The organism is Arthrobacter zhaoguopingii, assembly GCF_009828595.1.
Lineage (GTDB): Bacteria > Actinomycetota > Actinomycetes > Actinomycetales > Micrococcaceae > Arthrobacter_D > Arthrobacter_D zhaoguopingii.
Map to the genome: position 1 here is coordinate 162422 of NZ_WPNY01000006.1, position 16636 is coordinate 179057.

At 68.7% G+C, this 16636-nt stretch carries 15 protein-coding genes and 1 pseudogene; 6 read left to right on the forward strand and 10 right to left on the reverse strand.

Annotated features, from left to right (window positions below; translation table 11 throughout):
* Positions 1-18: 18 nt before the first annotated feature.
* Positions 19-879: a MurR/RpiR family transcriptional regulator gene (locus GVV86_RS10190; protein WP_159615417.1), complete on the reverse strand. Its 861-nt coding sequence runs from the start codon at positions 877-879 to the stop codon at positions 19-21.
* Positions 880-948: 69 nt separating this feature from the next.
* On the opposite strand from GVV86_RS10190, the gene GVV86_RS10195 reads away from it, so the two are divergent.
* Positions 949-2124 (forward strand): dipeptide epimerase, encoded by a 1176-nt coding sequence (locus GVV86_RS10195; RefSeq protein ID WP_201291422.1) that lies wholly within the window; start codon positions 949-951, stop codon positions 2122-2124.
* On the opposite strand, the gene GVV86_RS10200 is transcribed toward GVV86_RS10195, so the two are convergent.
* A complete protein-coding gene (locus GVV86_RS10200) occupies positions 2090-2506 on the reverse strand; it encodes a winged helix-turn-helix transcriptional regulator (protein WP_159615415.1) in 417 nt (138 codons plus the stop codon). The genes GVV86_RS10195 and GVV86_RS10200 overlap by 35 nt on opposite strands.
* Before the next feature lie 672 nt (positions 2507-3178).
* Between GVV86_RS10200 and GVV86_RS10205 the strand changes: the two genes are divergently transcribed.
* Together GVV86_RS10205 and GVV86_RS10210 are read left to right on the forward strand one after the other, a co-directional pair.
* Positions 3179-3751, forward strand: a complete 573-nt coding sequence (locus GVV86_RS10205; RefSeq protein WP_159615413.1) for an NADPH-dependent FMN reductase — start codon at positions 3179-3181, stop codon at positions 3749-3751.
* A gap of 158 nt (positions 3752-3909) precedes the next feature.
* Positions 3910-4116: pseudogene (locus tag GVV86_RS10210) on the forward strand (LLM class flavin-dependent oxidoreductase); the annotation flags it as partial.
* A 152-nt stretch (positions 4117-4268) separates the two neighbouring features.
* Here GVV86_RS10210 and GVV86_RS10215 read toward each other — a convergent pair.
* A complete protein-coding gene (locus tag GVV86_RS10215) occupies positions 4269-4775 on the reverse strand; it encodes a MarR family winged helix-turn-helix transcriptional regulator (RefSeq protein ID WP_159802713.1) in 507 nt (168 codons plus the stop codon).
* Between the two features lie 79 nt (positions 4776-4854).
* On the opposite strand from GVV86_RS10215, the gene GVV86_RS10220 reads away from it, so the two are divergent.
* Entirely contained in the window at positions 4855-5454 is a 600-nt protein-coding gene (locus GVV86_RS10220; RefSeq protein WP_159802714.1) for a hypothetical protein, read from the forward strand.
* The gene (locus tag GVV86_RS10225; protein ID WP_159802715.1) at positions 5447-6454 is read left to right on the forward strand and encodes an NADP-dependent oxidoreductase; all 1008 of its coding nucleotides are present in this window, start codon (positions 5447-5449) and stop codon (positions 6452-6454) included. The genes GVV86_RS10220 and GVV86_RS10225 overlap by 8 nt, the downstream gene beginning before the upstream one ends.
* 9 nt (positions 6455-6463) lie before the next feature.
* Here the strand turns inward: GVV86_RS10225 and GVV86_RS10230 are convergent, their stop codons facing one another.
* The 7 genes from GVV86_RS10230 to GVV86_RS10260 are packed head-to-tail and all read right to left on the reverse strand — an operon-like array spanning position 6464 to position 15072.
* Positions 6464-7333, reverse strand: coding sequence for a serine hydrolase (locus tag GVV86_RS10230; RefSeq protein ID WP_159802716.1), 870 nt, complete (start codon positions 7331-7333; stop codon positions 6464-6466).
* Complete coding sequence (locus tag GVV86_RS10235) at positions 7330-8502, reverse strand: serine hydrolase domain-containing protein (protein ID WP_159802717.1); 1173 nt, start codon at positions 8500-8502, stop codon at positions 7330-7332. The genes GVV86_RS10230 and GVV86_RS10235 overlap by 4 nt, the downstream gene beginning before the upstream one ends.
* Entirely contained in the window at positions 8489-9430 is a 942-nt protein-coding gene (locus GVV86_RS10240) for a S66 peptidase family protein (RefSeq protein WP_159802718.1), read from the reverse strand. Before GVV86_RS10240 ends, GVV86_RS10235 begins: the two co-directional genes overlap by 14 nt.
* Positions 9427-11247 carry a dipeptide ABC transporter ATP-binding protein gene (locus GVV86_RS18675; RefSeq protein WP_159615399.1) on the reverse strand — a complete coding sequence of 607 codons (1821 nt, stop codon included), beginning with the start codon at positions 11245-11247 and terminating at the stop codon, positions 9427-9429. Before GVV86_RS18675 ends, GVV86_RS10240 begins: the two co-directional genes overlap by 4 nt.
* Positions 11247-12161, reverse strand: a complete 915-nt coding sequence (locus tag GVV86_RS10250) for an ABC transporter permease (RefSeq protein WP_159802719.1) — start codon at positions 12159-12161, stop codon at positions 11247-11249. Before GVV86_RS10250 ends, GVV86_RS18675 begins: the two co-directional genes overlap by 1 nt.
* Positions 12158-13198 (reverse strand): ABC transporter permease, encoded by a 1041-nt coding sequence (locus GVV86_RS10255; RefSeq protein ID WP_159615395.1) that lies wholly within the window; start codon positions 13196-13198, stop codon positions 12158-12160. Before GVV86_RS10255 ends, GVV86_RS10250 begins: the two co-directional genes overlap by 4 nt.
* The gene (locus tag GVV86_RS10260; protein ID WP_159802720.1) at positions 13183-15072 is read right to left on the reverse strand and encodes an ABC transporter substrate-binding protein; all 1890 of its coding nucleotides are present in this window, start codon (positions 15070-15072) and stop codon (positions 13183-13185) included. Before GVV86_RS10260 ends, GVV86_RS10255 begins: the two co-directional genes overlap by 16 nt.
* A gap of 247 nt (positions 15073-15319) precedes the next feature.
* On the opposite strand from GVV86_RS10260, the gene GVV86_RS10265 reads away from it, so the two are divergent.
* Positions 15320-16636 carry a M20/M25/M40 family metallo-hydrolase gene (locus GVV86_RS10265; RefSeq protein ID WP_159802721.1) on the forward strand — a complete coding sequence of 439 codons (1317 nt, stop codon included), beginning with the start codon at positions 15320-15322 and terminating at the stop codon, positions 16634-16636.

Consider the following 16636-nt stretch of genomic DNA (forward strand, 5'->3'; position numbering starts at 1 on the left):
TCAGCGGCCGGGGTCCGGTCAGCGCTGCTTCCGGTTCGTGATCGCCGCCCGCGTCGTCTCCAGCGCATCCACCGTTGCGTCGTAGCTGCTCTGCGCCACGCCCACGAAGATGCAGTCAACCACGGCGAGCTGGGCAATCCGCGACGCCATGGCACCGGAGCGGAAAGCGGTCTCACGGACCATCGTGAGCAGGCACAGGTCTGCGGCCTCGGCGAGTGGTGACCCTGCCCCGTTGGTGATGCCGATGGTCGTTGCCCCCGCCTCCCGGGCCCGCTCAACGAACTCGAGGGTCTCGGCGGTCCTGCCGCTGTGGGAGAAGGCGACGGCGACGTCGCCGGCGCTCATCAAAGATGCCCCCATGAGGGCGTCGTGGGGATCGTCGAAGGAATGGACCATCCGGCGGATCCGGAACAGCTTGTGCTGGAGGTCGTCGGCGACGACGGCTCCGGCGCCGACTCCGTAGACGAGGATCTGGCGCGCCGTGCTGATGCTCTCGACGGCGCTGCGCAGCTGGTCGATGTTCAGGTGGGACAGGGTCTCTTCAATGCCCAGGGTTTCCGCGAAGGCGATCTTGGCGACAGTGTCCGCAAGGGAGTCGTCGGGGCTGATGTCCGCACCGAATCGTTTGGTGTCACCGAACTGAGCGGTCTCGCGGCCGATTTCGGTGGCCATCGAAAGCCGCAGCTGGGCGTAACCCGCGTAGCCGACGGCCCGGCAGAAGCGCACCACTGACGGTTCGGAGGTGCTGCAGATATGCGCCAGCTCCGAAATGGTGTGGCGCAGCACCGTCTCCGGATCGGCGAGGATTTCCTCAGCCACCCGCCGCGCGGAAGGGGGAAGCGTGGGCAGCTGCGCCTGAATTGCCGATTGGATGCTCATCTGCCGCTTTCGGAAGCCGGTCGAAGGGAAAAAAGTCAGTCAGTTACAACCATGTAAAAGGTATCGTAAGTGACCTACATACGGGAGGCCGCTGCATTGGGTGGAAAGATGAAGGACAACGGGTCAGCCCGCCCCTCGGGCAGGGACGGCCGCAAGCTCCTCCTCTCCGCTCACGCCGTCACCGTCCCCCTCGTTCGGCCGTTCATCACCGCAGTCCGCCGCACGACGGTCCTCGAATCGGTGCTGGTTGAGGTGCGGGACGCCGACGGGCGCTCGGGCTGGGGGGAAGCCCCGATCAGTGCGGTGACGGGCGCGACGACGGCCGGCGTCATCGCCTCGGTGCACGGCCCGCTGCAGACCCATCTGGAGTCCGACGACGGATCGGATGATCTCTCCGCCGCGCTTTCCAGGATTGCCGGATCGGCGGAACGAAGTGCTGCCCGCATGGCCGTGGACTGCGCGCTGCACGACCTCGCGGCTCGCCGCGCAGGGCTGCCGCTGTACCGCTACCTGGGTGGCCGGCACAACCGCATCCTCACCGACATGACGCTCTCCGTGGACGGACCCGCGGCCCTCGCCCGGGCCGCCGCCGCCCATCGGGCCGCTGGGTTCGACTGCGTGAAGGTCAAGCTGGATGCGCACGGTGACCCGGTGGCGAAGCTCCGGGCTGTGCGGGACGCCGTGGGCGTCGACGCCCGGGTGCGCATCGACGCCAATCAAGCCTTTACCGCCGACGAGGCGATCCGGTTCATTACGGCCCTTGAGGATGACGGGGTCGACCTTGAACTCGTGGAGCAGCCGGTTCCGGCCGGCGATTGGGACGGACTCGCCCGCGTCACCTCCAACGTGCGGACCCCCATTCTCGCCGACGAATCCGTCTGGACCGTTAAGGACCTCCACCGGCTGATCGACGCGGGCGCGGCGGCAATGGTCAACATCAAGCTCGCCAAGACAGGCGGGCTCACCCCGGCAATGGAACTTGCCGCCACGGCGAAGGCTGCCGGCATCGGAGTGCTCGTGGGCTGCATGATGGAAAGCGGCGTCGGCATCGGCGCGGCCGCCGCCTTCGCATCGGCCCTGGCCTCCGAGTCCAGGGCGGAGGTTCCGCAGGACCTCGACGGCGGCCTGTGGCTTCGGGAGTCACCCGTGGAGGGCGGCTCCCGCTATTCGGGCAGCACCATCGTCCTGGACGATGCGCCGGGCACGGGAATCACGCGGTTGCGGAAGCCACAGCCGCAGCGCTGACCGCAGCCGACGCCGACCGGTTCGCCTCGATTTCCGCCCGATGCTCCTGGGCCCAACCCACGAGCGGCATCGCCTGACGCAGGAAGCCCGCACCCAGTGGGGTCAGCGCGTATTCAACCCTCGGGGGCATCTCCGGGTACGAGGTGCGGGTCACCATTCCGTCCTTCTCGAGGGTCCGAAGTGTCGCCGTCAGCACCCGGTGGGAAATGGGCGGAAGGGCCGCCTGCAGTGCGGTGAACCTCACCGGCCCGCCGGCGAGCTGGTCGAGTGCCGCCATCGACCATTTGTCGCCCAATCGACTGACGATTTCCCGCACAAAGGCGATCGTCTCTGCTTCCTTGTCGCAGATGACCTGTTCCTGCTCGACCGCAGCTAATTTCATGATTGTCGATTCTCCGGATCCTGTTGACCATCATTCGCCCAATGCTGGGTTTCGGGGCCGGCGGCCAGAGCGGGCCTCCTGCCACAGCAGCATGTGGGCGCCCGTCCCGCAGCCCGGGCTGGGACTCCGCCCGCGGGATCGCGCCCTCCAATTATGCCCGACCATCCTGTGTGAAAGCCGGGTCCGCCCTTCGCAGTCCCAACACCACCGGAGTTCCGCCTTAGAGAATCAACAGCACGGTGCCATCGGCGCAAATTCGAATTGCGAATTGCGCACCGGGGTTTTTCCCAAACCCCGGCTGGGACAATTACTGACTTTCCGGCGTTTCGAAGCCGGAGACGGCAAAAGCGTTTCAGCACGCAAATACGCTGCATATGTGGCTGGGAATTCCTTTCAGCGGCCAGCCGATCGGGCGCGCGCCAGCAGGCGCCGCCGAAGGGTCGAGAAGGCCCGGAATCTGGGGTCGCAACGCGGTTCTCACGCGGCTCTCGTGCCGACACCTACAGGTGCAACATTCGAATCCTTCTTATTTTAAGGTGCGTAACGCACTTTAAGGTGCGTATCACAACGCACTTTAAAGTGCGTGTCGAAAGCGGAAATATTGCCGATTCCGGGCGGGTTGTAGATCTTGCTGAACAAGCACACGAACAACTGGTCCTGGAAGGGAACACTATGACTAAGATCGCAATCATCCTTGGAAGCACGCGCCCCGGGCGCAACGGCGAAGCTGTCGCCAACTGGGTCTTCGAGAAGGCTGCAGCCCGCGACGCTGCCACCTACGAGATCGTCGACCTCCGGGACTACCCGCTGCCTCACTTCGACGAGCCGATGCCCCCACTGATGGGCCAGTACTCGCAGGACCACACCAAGGAATGGGCAGCGAAGATCGCCGAATTCGACGGCTTCGTCTTCGTCACCCCCGAGTACAACCACTCGACCTCGGGTGTCCTGAAGAACGCCATCGACTTCCTGTCCGCCGAGTGGAACAACAAGGCCGCCGGATTCGTCAGCTACGGCTCCGTTGGAGGCGTGCGCGCGGTTGAGCACCTCCGTCTCGTCGCCGCTGAACTGCAGATGGCCACGGTCCGCGACCAGGCAGCCCTGTCGCTGTTCACCGATTTCGAGAACTTCTCGGTCCTGAAGCCGGGCGACCACCAGGTTGCTGCCCTGGAGAACATGTTCAACCAGCTCGAGGCTTGGTCGAAGGCACTCGAGCCGCTGCGCGCCGAGGTCGCCGTCGCCTAAGTGCTTCAGCAGTTTCGACCGATGATCTGCGGAGCCTGACTTAACCTGTGATGGCTTTGGGCCGGGCACCGAAGTTGTAGTGCCCGGCCCACTACGCCAGCCAGCACAGGTACGGCCTGCCCACCGCTCGGCGGTGGGCAGGCCACGGCACCGGCTGCGCCTTGCTGCACCGTCTCTGGCGCGAGGACGAGGTGACCTGGGGTGGGAGGTACAGGACTCCGCTGCGCCACTTCACCGCCACTCCCCGACCGCTGAACGGCACCCCGCCGTTCGTCTGGCACGGTTCCATCCGCAGCCCCGAAATCGCCGAGCAGTCCGCCCGGTACGGTGACGGCTTCTTCGTGAACAACCTGTTCATGCCCAGAGCGAGCAGCTCCTGCACGAGCACCTCGACGTGCTGGGCGAACACGTCCTGCCCGTCCTGCGGGACTCCAAGGCCGAGCCGGCAGCATAGCCGGCAGCAACCGGAACAGGTTCACACTCCTTTGCCCCGGTGGTGCCCGTCTTCACTTGGCATTCAGCGCCCGGTTTGAGGCCGGCCGGTCTCCAGAAACCTCTGCACCCTCTCCCCTGCCCCGGCCAGATACCGGGAAATTACCTCCTGCTCGTCGTCCGTGAATTCCTCGGCTAGGTCGTCCAGCTGCTCGACCACCGGGACGATGTGAGCCAGGATGGCGGCGACGCTCTCCGGCGTGGCCTGCAGGTTTACGCGGCGCCGATCCCTGGCATCCCGGACGCGCTCCAGATGGCCCACCCGTTCCAGCCGGTCAACGAGCTCCGTCGTTGACCCCGGCGCGAGGCCCAGCCGCGCGCTGAGCTGCGCCGGCCCCATTCCCCCGTCGGCCTCGAGGATATGCTCCATCGCACTGAAGTCTGGTGCCCGCAGCCCCATGCGGCGTGCGGTCTCGGACTCGAAGTCGCTGAAGCGTCGATGCAGTTCCCTCAGCGCGGAGGACAGCTGGTGGGCCTCCAGTCCCTCTGAGGTGGCACTTCCGTAGGCATCCGGGCCAGGGGACTTCTTCATCTCCTTAGACTACTTGACGTATAGTACGGAAATAGAAATACTTGTTTTCCGAAGTTAAAGTGCCCAACGCGAGGGATCGATGATGAAACCCTTTCTTGTCTGGCTACGGCAGTGCGGACTCGCGCTTCACCCGCTTGCCCTCGTTCTTCTGGTGATCTTTCTCAACGTCTTCTGGACCCTGACGCTCAGGGCGTTCGGCGGCTCCTTTCAGCGGGTGGCGGGAGCTCCGCTCCTTGACCTCGAGAACGTCCGGGGAGTCCTGGCACCCCGGGAGGCATTGGAACTGCTGCAGGGGTATGGGACGGAGGCACAGGCTCTCTACTGGACCTTCTTCGCCCTGGACAGTGTTGTTCCGCTGCTGTCCTTCGGCTCGTACGCGCTGCTTTGGGCTTTCCTCCTTGCGCGCAGCCCCTGGCCCCGGAGCCAACGGCTCGCCCGCAGTCCGCTGCTCCTGGTTCCGTTTGGCGTCGGCGTCTTCGATATCGGAGAGAACCTCTTCTTTGTCTCGGCCCTGGCATCGAGCAGCTCTTCCGAAGCACTGGGACTGGTCACGGCGGGCCTTGTGCTGGTCTATGCCAAGGCGGCCTGCCTCCTGATGACCTTCCTTGGCACCCTGATGCTGACCGCCGCCTACGGCGCCGGCCGCATCGTACAAATCCGGAGGACGGCTCATGCGTAAACCCCTAACGGAAGTCGGCAGAACGACCCGGGCCTGGGGATTCCGCCGGTACGGAGGGCCCGACGTCCTCCAGGAGATTCCGGTGCCGATGCCGTCCGCGGGCCCGGGCCAGGTGCTCATCGAGGTGGCCGCGACAAGCGTTAACCCCGCGGACACCTATTTCCGGGCAGGACGGTTCCGGCTGCTGATCCGGCTGAAGCTGCCGTTCGTGCCCGGCCTCGACGTGGCCGGCGTCGTCGCCGCGACGGACTCCGGTTCCGGACGCTTCAGCGTCGGTGACCCCGTCTTCGCAGCCCTTCCCGGCAAGACCGCCGGCGGCTATTCACGTTACGTCGCCGTTGACGAGTCCGCCGTGGCCCGGGCGCCGTCGTCCCTTTCGCTGCAGGAGGCAGCCGCCGTCCCGCTCGTCGCACTGACGGCCCTGCAGGGACTCCGCGACGTCGGGGGTATGGGTGCGGGTGACCGGGTGCTCGTCTTCGGCGCCGCCGGCGGGGTGGGAACCGCGGCGGTGCAGGTCGCGGCCCGGCTGGGCGCCGAGGTCACCGCGGCGACCACGCCCGATCAGCTGGGCTTCGTGCGCGGACTCGGGGCGCACGAAGTCGTCAACCGGATCCGTTGGCGGGAAAGCCTCCGCGGCAGACGGTTCGATCTGGTGTTCGATGCCTCCGGGAAGCTGTCGGCCCGCGCATTGCGCCCGCTCGTCCGGCGGGAGGGCACCGCGGTGACGGTGAACCCGGGCACCGGCAATCCGCTCATCGCGGCTCTGTCGAGGCTGCTCCCGGGAGCCGCCGTCCGGGGATTCCTCGTCCGGCCCTCCGGCGGGGACCTGGTCTTGCTGCGTGGCTGGATCGAGGACGGTTCCTTCCGCCCGGTCATTCAGGAGACGCTTCCCATCCAGGAGGTGGCGAGGGCCCACCGCGTGAGCGAGGGTGGAGGTGTCAGGGGAAAGCTTGTCCTTACGATTCCCTCCACGCCGCCAGCGACTCCACGTGGCGCATGACCATCCACCTCAGCCGGTCGCCCACTCCTCGACGGGGCCCTCAAGCACGTAGTGGAGTCCTCCGGGGCGCGTGCGGGACAGGTCCCAGGCCAGCCGGGACAGCGCGCCGATCGCTGTCGTCGCCTCAGCCTCGCCGTACGCGCGGGTGCAGACGGCGAGGATGAAGCCGCCCATCGGGTCCGTCCCGCCGTAGGGCTGCACGAAGGCGACATCGTGGCGGATTCCGGTGACCCACCCGGACTTCGAACCCCACCGCGCCTCTGCGGGAAGCGCCGGCCCGATCAGGCTGTACTCCTGCGCCCGCAGCAGTTCGACCATGAACCGCGTGCTCGACCGGCCCGCGGCTCGGCCCGTGACGATGGCACTCATGATGGCCGTCAGGTCCCGGGCGGTCGTCTGCTGCGTCAGCCCCGCCGCCAGCCCCTCGAGGTCACCGAACAGCCGCTCCATCTTCGACGACGACGCCCCGCATACCGCGAGCGCTGCCCGGACGGCGTCGAGGCCGACCAGTTCAACGACCATATTGGTCGCTTCGTTGGACGAGACGACGATCATCCGGCGCAGCACCTCGCGCAGCGAGACGGGCCGGCCGGCGGGAGGCATGCCGTCGTCGGTTTCGTCGGGGTCGGTCTCGAAGCTGAAGGTGCCGCCGCCTGGCGCGGAGGAGCGAAAGGTCAGCCGTGAGGAAAGCTGCTGGCTGAGCCGCAGCTTCCCGTCGTCCACGGCACGCAGGGCGGCGATGAGCACCGCCAGCTTGATTGTGCTCGCAGCGTAGACGGGGGTGTCGGCACCGCTTTCGGCGATGACCTCCCCGTCGAAGGTGGTCAGGCAGTAGGAGATGGAGGGGACGCCGTCGCTGTAATCCGAGACGATGCTCATGCCGTCACTTCCCGGGCGGCGCGGGAGTAGGCCGCGTCGGCGACGCGGACGCGGAACGGGCCCATGGCGTTGTGGAGCCGGTGCGGATGCACGCGGTTGGTCAGCAGCACCACCGTCACGGCGCGGGTCCGGTCCATTATCAGCGACGTGCCGGTGAAGCCGTTGTGCCCGCGGGCCCGTCCGCCGGCGGTGCCCATCCAGTCGGGCTGCCCGATGCGCAGGCCGAGGGCGTGCCAGCCGATCTCGGGGTCGGCGGCGCGCTGCGCGCCCAGCATGCGGGGCATCTGGTCGGTCCACAGCCCGTCGGCCAGCTCCGGCGGAAGCAGCGCTTCCGGCCGGTCGCGGAGCACGTTCCCGAGCCCCAGCACCGCTTCGGCGGTCCCGAAGAGGCCCGCGTTGGCCACGGCCCCGCCGAGGAACCAGGCGCTTTCGTCGTGAACCTCTCCCCGCACCATTCCCCTGCCGGTATCCGGCTGGTACTCGGTCGCCGCGGTATCTTCGGGCCGGGGCCGGTAGGTCAGCGCGGCCGTCCGGGGATCGAGGTGCCGCAGCGGGGCGAGCACCTTCTCCTCCACGAGCTCCGCCCATTCCCGCCCGGAGGCGGTTTCTGCGAGGGCCATCGCGGTGTTGAATCCGACGCAGGAGTAGGTGAACTCAGTGCCCGGCGCGGTGGCCAGGGGGCGCGAGAGCAGGTCTTCGAGCCGGCCGGCCCGGTCGGTTCCGGCCGGGAGCGTGCGCCATCCCTCCCAGGTGCCGGGCAGCCCAGAGGTATGGGTGAGCAGATGGCGCAGGGTGATCGAAGCGCGGTCGCCGTACCGGAAGGTCGGCAGGTGGCGGCCGACCGGCTCGTCGAGGTCGAGCACCCCGTCTGCCACGAGGGCCAGTGCTGCCACGGTGCTGACGATCTTGGTCACCGAGGCGAGGTCGTAGACGGTCTCCGGCCGCGCCGGCACGCGGTCCGCGGGTGCGAGGGCGGCGCCGCCGTCACCGAACGCGACGGCGCTGCCGACGGCGATCGGACCGCTGGTGCGGCCCCCGACGTCGACGGCGGCGACCGCCGACGGCGCCGCACCGGCGCCGACCTCCTCGGTGAGGATCCGTTGGAGCTCCTCATCGAGGGAGTCTTTGGCCTGCGGCTGGGAGGGGAAGGGGGTCTCAGGAGAGGACAAGGCGTGGGCTTTCGTCGGCGGTGAGGGTGGCGGGCACACCGAGGGGAACGCTGAGGGCGGCCGGGCCGTGCCCGAAGCCGAGTTCCTCGACGAGCGGGATGCCGAGGGGAACAAGGAGTTCCTCAACGAGCGCCCTCACTTCGTGCGGTTCACCGCACTGGCTCCACGAGCCCAGCGCGAGCCCCGCCAGTCCGTCGAACCAGCCCGCACGCAGGAGGGAGGTCAGGAGCCCGTCGAGCTTGTAGATGTCCTCGCTGACATCTTCGAGCAGCCCGATGCGGCCCTCGTTCGAAGGTGCGGACCGGCCGCGGGCGCCCAGGGTCATGGCGAGCAGGCTGAGGTTGCCGCCGGTGAGGGTCCCTGTGGCTGTGCCCGGAACGAGGGTGTGGGCCGCGGAACCGGTCATGGTCCGGCCCGTGTACGGGGTGAACAGGGCCTCGCGCATCCCGTCGCGGGCGGCGGGATCCTCCAGCAGGGCATCCGTGGCCGGCATCGGGGTGAACCAGGTGGCCAGGCCGAGGTGGTCGGCCCAGTACTCGTGCAGGGCGGTGATGTCGGAGGACCCGATCAGCGCTTTGGGCCGGGCGGAGCGGAGCTTCCCGGCGTCGAGCAGGTCCAGGAGCCGGACGGCGCCGTAGCCGCCGCGCAGGCAGACCACCGCGGCGATGCTGTCGTCGCAGACCAGGTCCTGGAGGTCGGCGGCGCGGTCGGCGTCGGAGCCGGCGAGGTAGGGCGCGCGCGGGTGCACGTCGCGGGCGTGCCGGCCGAGCACCGGTTCGAGCCCCCACTCCTCGAGCAGCCGGATCGCCCTGTCGATCTTCCCGGCGTCCGCGGGGCCCGACGGCGAGACCAGTCCCACCCGGTCCCCCGCCTGCAGCGGACGCAGTTCGGGCCGCGGCCCCTGCGGGGCGGCCGGACCGCCGGTCACCGGGCGGCCTCGGGCTGCACCGACAGCCCGGGGGTGCCCGTGCTGGTCGGAACGACGCTCAGGAGCTTGCGGGTGTACTCGTGCTGCGGGTTGAGCAGCACGTCCTCGACGCGCCCTTCCTCGACGATCCGCCCTTCGTACATCACCACCACCCGGTCGGCGATGTTCCACGCCAGCCCGAGGTCGTGGGTGATCACCAGGGCGCCGAGGCCGAGTTCGCATCGAAGCCGCAGGAACAGGGCCAGGACCCCGGCGCGCACCGACGCGTCAAGGCTCGCGACGGGTTCGTCGGCGACGAGGAACTCCGGGTCGAGGGCGAGGGCCCCGGCGATGACGACGCGCTGCCGCTGGCCGCCGGAGAGCTCCTGCGGGATGGCGGTGAAGTACTTCTGCGGCGGGTTCAGTTCGGCCTTGGCCAGCGCCGCGGCGACGAGCTCGCGTTCGTCGCCGTCGAGGTGATGGAGGCGCGGGCCCTCCGCCACCGCCTCGTACACCGAATGCTTCGGGTTGAGGGCGGCGGTGGGATCCTGCAGCACGAACTGGACCGCCCGGCGGTACGCCTTGAGCGCTTTGCGCCGGTGCACCAGCGGTTCGCCGCGGAAGAGCACCTCGCCGGCCGTGGGCTTCTGCAGCCCGAGCAGGGTCCGGGCCAGGGTGGTCTTGCCGGAGCCGGACTGGCCCACCAGAGCGACGATCTCCCCGGCGTTGCAGGTGAGGTTCACCGAGTCGACGGCGTTGGTGGCACTGCGGCCGAACCGCACCGAGAGGTTGCGGGCCTCAAGCACCGGCGTTGGACCGGTTACCGCTCCGGCTGCAGGAACTGGCAGAACCGGCACCGGGGAACCCGCCCTGGGAGCGGAGGGATCCGCCATCGGCGCGGCGGCACGGCGGCCGGAGCCCGTGCGGGCTGAGGCGCCGTCGGACCGGGCGCCGTCGTTGTGCCGGTCGGCGTCGTGCGCCGTGGGCGCGTTCGGCGCGGCGTAGGTGGGCAGCCGGAGCCGGGAGGCAGGGTCGCCGATGATGGGGAACGCCGAGGCCAGGGCGGCGGTGTGCGGGTGCTGCGGATTGCGCATCACCTCCGCGGACGGGCCGTCCTCGACGATCCGGCCGGCCTGCATCACCACGATGCGTTCACAGGTGGCGGCGAGCACGGAGAGGTCGTGGCTGATCATGATCAGTGACAGGCCGCGGTCGCGGACCAGGGAGGTGAGCAGGTCGAGGACCTGCGCCTGCACCACGACGTCGAGGGCCGTCGTCGGCTCATCGGCGATCAGCACCTCCGGTTCGCACGCCAGGGCCATGGCCATCATGATGCGCTGCTTCTGCCCGCCCGAGAGTTCGTGCGGGTAGGACAGCCCCTTGGCTACCGGCAGCCCGACCTGTTCGAGGAGTTCGTTGACGCGGGCGGTGCGCGCCGCTTCGTTCCGATACTTTGCGCCGTCGCCGGTGGCGTGGATCTGCAGGGCCTCGGCGATCTGGTCGCGGACCTTCCGCACCGGGTTCAGGGAGTGCATGGCGCCCTGGAAGACGATGGCGGCCTCGGTCCAGCGCACCGAGCGGAGCCGGCCCCAGCTGAGCGTGGAGATGTCGTCCTCGCCCAGGAGGATCGAGCCCTCGATGGTGGCGTTGGCGGGCAGCAGGCGCAGCACCGACACGGCGAGGGTCGACTTGCCGCAGCCTGACTCCCCCGCGATGCCGACGGTGGCGCCGGGCTCGACGGTGAGGTTGACGCCGTCGACGGCGGTCACGGTGCCGCGCCCACCCTCGGTCTGCGTCGTGTAGGTGATGCGCAGGTCCTTCAGTTGCAGGCGGGCCATTAGCGTCCTCGCAGTGTGGGGTTGATGACGGATTCGAGGGCGCGCCCGACGAGGGTGAAGGACAGCACCACGAGAACGATGGCGAGGCCCGGCGGCAGCACGTACCACCAGTAGCCGCCGGTGGCGGCGCCGGTGTCGAGGGCGGACTTGAGCATGCCGCCCCAGGAAACGCTGCTGGGATCGCCGAGGCCGAGGAAGGCCAGCGTCGACTCGGCGATGATGGCGGAGCCGACGGTGAGCGTGGTGTTGGCCAGCACGAGCGGCATGACGGCGGGAAGGACGTGCCGGCCGATGACGTGCGCGTCCGAGGCGCCCAGCGCCCAGGCCCGTTCGATGTAGGGGCGGGCCTCGACGGTGAGGGTCTGGGAGCGGACCAGCCGGGCGGTGCCGGCCCAGGACGTCACGCCGATGGCGACGACGATGGTGGCGACGCCGGGCCCGATGATGCTTGAGAGCACGATGGCCAGCACCAGTCCGGGCACCACGAGGAAGAAGTCGATCAGCCGCATCAGGACCGCCTGGGTGGCGCCCGTGAAGTGGCCGGCGGCCATGCCCATCACCGTGCCGATGCCCATGGAGACCAGGGTGGCGGCGAAGCCGACCACCAGGGAGATCCGGGCGCCCCAGATCAGCAGGGCGAGCACCGACCGCCCGGCGGGGTCGGTGCCCAGCGGGTTCGCGAGGCTTGGCGGTTCGTTGCGTCCGGCGGTGACCTGGGTGACGTCGAGGACGCTCGCGGGGGCGAACAGCGGGATGACGGCGGCCAGCGCGATGACTGCCAGCAGGATGATCAGCCCGGCCAGGCCGGCCCGGTTGCTGGCGAACTCCTTCCAGCCGTCGGCCAGCCCCTGGCGGCGCCGCGCCGCCGCGACGTTGACACGGCGGGTGCCCGCGGAGCCGGTTGATGTGCTCATGCTGCACGCAGCCTGGGGTCGAGGAAGCGGTAGAGCAGGTCGGCGAGGAAGTTCATGACGATCACAATCGAGGAGAAGACGACGAAGGTGCCCTGCAGCAGCGGGAAGTCCGGCGCGGAGAGGGCCTGGAAGGTCAGCAGCCCGAGGCCCGGCCAGGAAAACACCGTTTCGACGGTCACCGCTCCCCCGACGAGCCCGCCGAGGGTGAGGAAGATCAGGGTCACGGTGGGCAGCAGCGCGTTGGGCACCGCGTGGCGGCGGCGCACCAGATCCTCCCGCAGGCCCTTGGCGCGGGCGGTCTGGAGGTAGTCCGAGGTCATCTCCTCGAGCAGGGAGGCGCGCATGACCATCAGGTACTGGGCGTAGACCACGGCGACCATGGTGACCACCGGCAGGACCATGTGCCGGGCGATGTCCCAGAGCAGCGGGAACCCGGTGGCGGTGGTGCCGGCCGTGACCAGCCCGCCGGTGGGGAACCAGTGGAGGCCGCCGCCGAAGACCAGCAGCAGGATCAGGCCGAGCCAGAAGGTGGGCACCGACCAGAACACCAGCGCCAGGCCGGTCTGGGTCTTGTCGAAGAGGCTGCCGCGGCGCCAGGCCGCCCGCTGCCCCAGCCACAGTCCCAGGACCACCGAGATGAGCGCTGCGGTGCCGGTGAGCAGGAGGGTCGGGCCGAGCCGGTCAAGGATCAGGTTCAGGACCGGCTCGCTGTAGGTGTAGGAGTAGCCGAGCCGGCCCTGCGCGAGGTCGGCGAGGTAGCGCAGGAACTGCGTGAGCAGCGGGTCGTTGAACCCGAGTTGCTCACGCAGCAGTTCCATCTGTTCGGCGCTGACCCGGCGCCCTTCCGCCAGGGAGCGGACGGGGTCGCCGGGCAGGATGCGGAAGGCGAAGAACCCGAGCAGCACGACCATGATCAGGGAGACCACGGCGCCGCCGGCCTTCAGGGCGGCGTAGCGCAGCCATGACGACGCCCGGGGTGGTTCATCCAGTGCCGGCTCCCCCGGGACGAGGTCGCCGGCACTCAGCGCGTTGGACATCGGTTACTGCCGGTCGTCCGCGGTGGCGCGGCGGCGCTTGGCCAGGAAGAACGCCGCGAGCCCACCGACGACGAGCACTCCGACGACGGGGACGATGACCGCTGCGGGGTTGGCCTCGCTGGTCGCCCCGGCCGCTTCGAGCTCGCCGGCCGGCGTCGCGCTGTAGACGCCCAAGGGCCGTTCTGGGCCAGGATGACCCCGCCCTCCTTGGGCTGGGTGGTGAACGGTTCGAACTTGTCGGACCGGTAGGCCTCGAGGGAGTCGGCGTAGAACAGGACGTGGTTCACGGCGGCGTCGTAGATCAGCTTCTGGGCCTCGACCACGAGTTCGCTGCGGCGTTCCTGGTCGAGCTCGGTGTGCTGTTCCTTGTAGATGGCGTCGAACTCCTCGGAGCACCAGTTGGATTCGTTGGTGGCGCCGGTGCCGTCGGCGTTCGGGCGCGAGGAGCACTGGTTGATGGAGAGCTGGAAGTCGGGGTCGGGCCCGATGCCCCATCCGGTGAAGTACATGTCGTAGTTGCCGAGGATCGAGTCGTCGTTCAGCTGGCCGGAGGCCTTGATCTCGGTGGTGGCTTCGATGCCGATCTCCTTCAGCCACGGCACCACGTAGTCGGCCATCTGGGCGTGGGTGGGCTTGCTGTTGCTGCCGGCGAGGCGGAACTTCAGCGGGTTGCCCTCCTTGTCCAGGCGGATGCCGTCCGGGCCCGTCTTGTAACCGGCCTCGTCGAGGATCCGGTTGGCTTCCTCGGGGTCGTAGCTGTAGGGCAGTTCCTCGTCGGTGTCCCAGTGGTACAGCGGGTACACGGCGGGGATCTCGCCGGTGGCCTGTTCGCCGAGGCCTTCGAGGACCTTCTCCAGCAGGGTCTTGCTGTCGATGGCGTGGGCGATGGCCTTGCGCAGTTCGATGTCCTGCAGGGCGGGGTTGCCGTCGCCCATCAGCTTGCCCTCGGAGTTGATCGTGCCCGAGTTGATGTTCAGCGCCTGGTAGCGCCGTCCGGCGCCGGAGTTGACGGTGATGTTCTCCTCGGATTCGAGGGCCTTGTACTGCGCCGGGGTGAGGTCACCGACGATGTCGAGTTCGCCGTTGAGCAGTGCCTGCACGGCGGCGTCGCTGTTGCGGTAGGGCACGTAGGTGACGGCGTCGACCTTGGCCTTGCCCCGCCAGTAGTTGGGGTTGGCCTTCATGCGCACGCCTGAGCTCGGGCTGTAGCTTTCGACGGTGAACGGGCCGCTGCCGACGGCGTTCTCGGAGTTTTCGAAGGTGGAGGGGTCCTCGACCTTGGACCAGATGTGCTCGGGCACGATCGCGAGGTCGGCGCCGGGGTTCGGTGCCTGCGCCTCGTTGAGTGTGATGACGAGGGTCTGGTCGTCCGGGGCCTCGACGGAGTCGATGTTCTCAAGGAGCGTGCCGTTGGCCGCCTTGAGGGTGTCGTTCTCGGCGATCGCGTTGAAGGTCCACGCGGCGTCCTGGGCGGTCACGGGCTCCCCGTCGGACCACTTGCGGTCCTCGCCGATGGTGTAGGTCCAGGTGGTGCCGTCCTCGGAGGTCTCCCAGGACTCGGCCAGGGCCGGCACGATCTCGTTGTTTTCCGGGCCGTAGGTGACGAGGCCTTCGTACTGCAGCAGCAGGATGTTGGTGCTGGCCGCCAGGATGGCGGTGAAGGGGTTGAGGGAGTCGATGTCGCCGGTGAGGGCGAGCTTCAGCGTTGTGTCTTCCGCCTTTTCACCGGCGGTGGCCGCGGGAAGGGCCAGTGCGCCGGGCGTGAGGGCGAGTGCCGCGGCGAGGAGCCCTGCTCCTGCGGTGCGGCGGAGCCCGGCGCCTCGGGGGAAGGGGCGCAGCGGCCCGTCGGTGGGGAGAGGAGACCTGGATGCCATCGTTTCTCTTTCGCTTGAGCCTGCCAGCAGGTCAGGGTGGCCGGGGCAGAGCGCCGCGGACCCGATTCCGGTGAGAGAAGAACCCGTCTGGGGTATCGGCCGTCACCACGCTGTGCGGCCGATGTAAGTAAGCTACACAGGAGGCTGATGTGATGCAAACCACTTACCAAGGTGTGTTGGATCACACGGTACAGTCGAAAGGCGAGGCGGATTTCTACGCCTTGGCACCCCAGCACCGGAGGAACAGATGGGCAGCATCGATACGGCCGAGTTGTGCGCAGCACTCATCCGCTTCGACACGAGCAACTACGGCGAGGGCAAGAGCGAAGGTGAGCGCGGTGCCGCCGAGTTCATTGCCCGGCTCCTCACCGACGCCGGCTACGTGCCGCAGATCCTCGGGGCAACCCCGGAGCGGGCCTCCGTGGTCGTGCGCGTGCCCGGCGCCGACCGTTCCCTGCCGGGACTGCTCGTCCACGGCCATCTCGACGTCGTTCCGGCCGAGCCGGAGCAGTGGAGCGTTGATCCGTTCGCCGGAGAGATCCGCGACGGGTACATCTGGGGCCGGGGCGCCAGCGACATGAAGGACATGGTGGCCATGACCCTGGCGACCCTCCTGACCTGGGCCGAGGAGGGCACCGGCCCGCAGCGCGACGTCGTCGTCGCCTTCGTCGCCGATGAGGAGGACAAGGGCGACTACGGCGCCCTGTGGCTCGTGGCCGAACACCCGGAACTGTTCGAGGGGGTCCAGGCAGCCATCGGGGAATCCGGCGGGGCACCGACCTTCCTCACGTCGGACACCGGGGAGGAGGTGCGGTTGTACCCCGTGGCGGCCGCCGAGCGCGGCACCATGCACATGCGGATCACGACGACGGGCACGTCCGGCCATGGTTCGCGGCCGAACGCCGACAATGCCGTCATCCACCTGCTGGAGGCGCTGCACCGGATCACCGAGCATGCCTGGCCGCTCGTGCTGACGCCGACCGTGAGGGCGTACCTCGAGCAGACGAACGCAGCGCTTGGGCATTCGGTAGATTTGACCACCGAGGAAGGCGTCGAGGAGGCGGTGGCGCGGATGGGCGACCTCGGCGGCGTCGCGCGGACCACCATCCGGTGCTCGTCGACGCCCACGGTGCTCAATGCCGGCTACAAGGTCAATGTCATTCCGGGTATCGCCCATGCCGAACTGGACGTGCGGTGCCTGCCGGGCACCGAGGAGGAAACCCTGGCGGTGCTTGACGGCCTGCTGGGTCCGCGGGTCTCCCGGGTGTTCATTTCGCACCAGCCGCCGGTGCAGGCGCCGATCGACTCGCCCTGGTTCGAGGCCATGCGGGCGGCCCTGCAGCGGCACGACCCGGCCGCCGTGGTGGTGCCGCGGTGCATGGGCGGTGGAACCGATGCGAAGGCGTTCACCCCGTTGGGCATTGCCTGCTACGGCTTCTCACCGCAGGGAGCCGACCCGGAGGGCAGGACCTCGGACGGTGTGCACGGGATCAACGAGCGGGTTTCGGTGCACGGCGTGAGGACGGGCCAGCAGATTCTTCAGGACTTCCTGAGCACCGTCTAG

Coding starts and splice junctions, on each gene's coding strand:
- GVV86_RS10250 (WP_159802719.1), bottom strand. CDS start 12,161: ATGAGCACATCAACCGGCTCCGCGGGCACCCGCCGTGTCAACGTCGCG.
- GVV86_RS10200 (WP_159615415.1), bottom strand. CDS start 2,506: ATGAAATTAGCTGCGGTCGAGCAGGAACAGGTCATCTGCGACAAGGAA.
- GVV86_RS18675 (WP_159615399.1), bottom strand. CDS start 11,247: ATGGCCCGCCTGCAACTGAAGGACCTGCGCATCACCTACACGACGCAG.
- GVV86_RS10215 (WP_159802713.1), bottom strand. CDS start 4,775: ATGAAGAAGTCCCCTGGCCCGGATGCCTACGGAAGTGCCACCTCAGAG.
- GVV86_RS10190 (WP_159615417.1), bottom strand. CDS start 879: ATGAGCATCCAATCGGCAATTCAGGCGCAGCTGCCCACGCTTCCCCCT.
- GVV86_RS10230 (WP_159802716.1), bottom strand. CDS start 7,333: ATGAGCATCGTCTCGGATTACAGCGACGGCGTCCCCTCCATCTCCTAC.
- GVV86_RS10260 (WP_159802720.1), bottom strand. CDS start 15,072: ATGGCATCCAGGTCTCCTCTCCCCACCGACGGGCCGCTGCGCCCCTTC.
- GVV86_RS10220 (WP_159802714.1), top strand. CDS start 4,855: ATGATGAAACCCTTTCTTGTCTGGCTACGGCAGTGCGGACTCGCGCTT.
- GVV86_RS10255 (WP_159615395.1), bottom strand. CDS start 13,198: ATGTCCAACGCGCTGAGTGCCGGCGACCTCGTCCCGGGGGAGCCGGCA.
- GVV86_RS10205 (WP_159615413.1), top strand. CDS start 3,179: ATGACTAAGATCGCAATCATCCTTGGAAGCACGCGCCCCGGGCGCAAC.
- GVV86_RS10225 (WP_159802715.1), top strand. CDS start 5,447: ATGCGTAAACCCCTAACGGAAGTCGGCAGAACGACCCGGGCCTGGGGA.
- GVV86_RS10265 (WP_159802721.1), top strand. CDS start 15,320: ATGGGCAGCATCGATACGGCCGAGTTGTGCGCAGCACTCATCCGCTTC.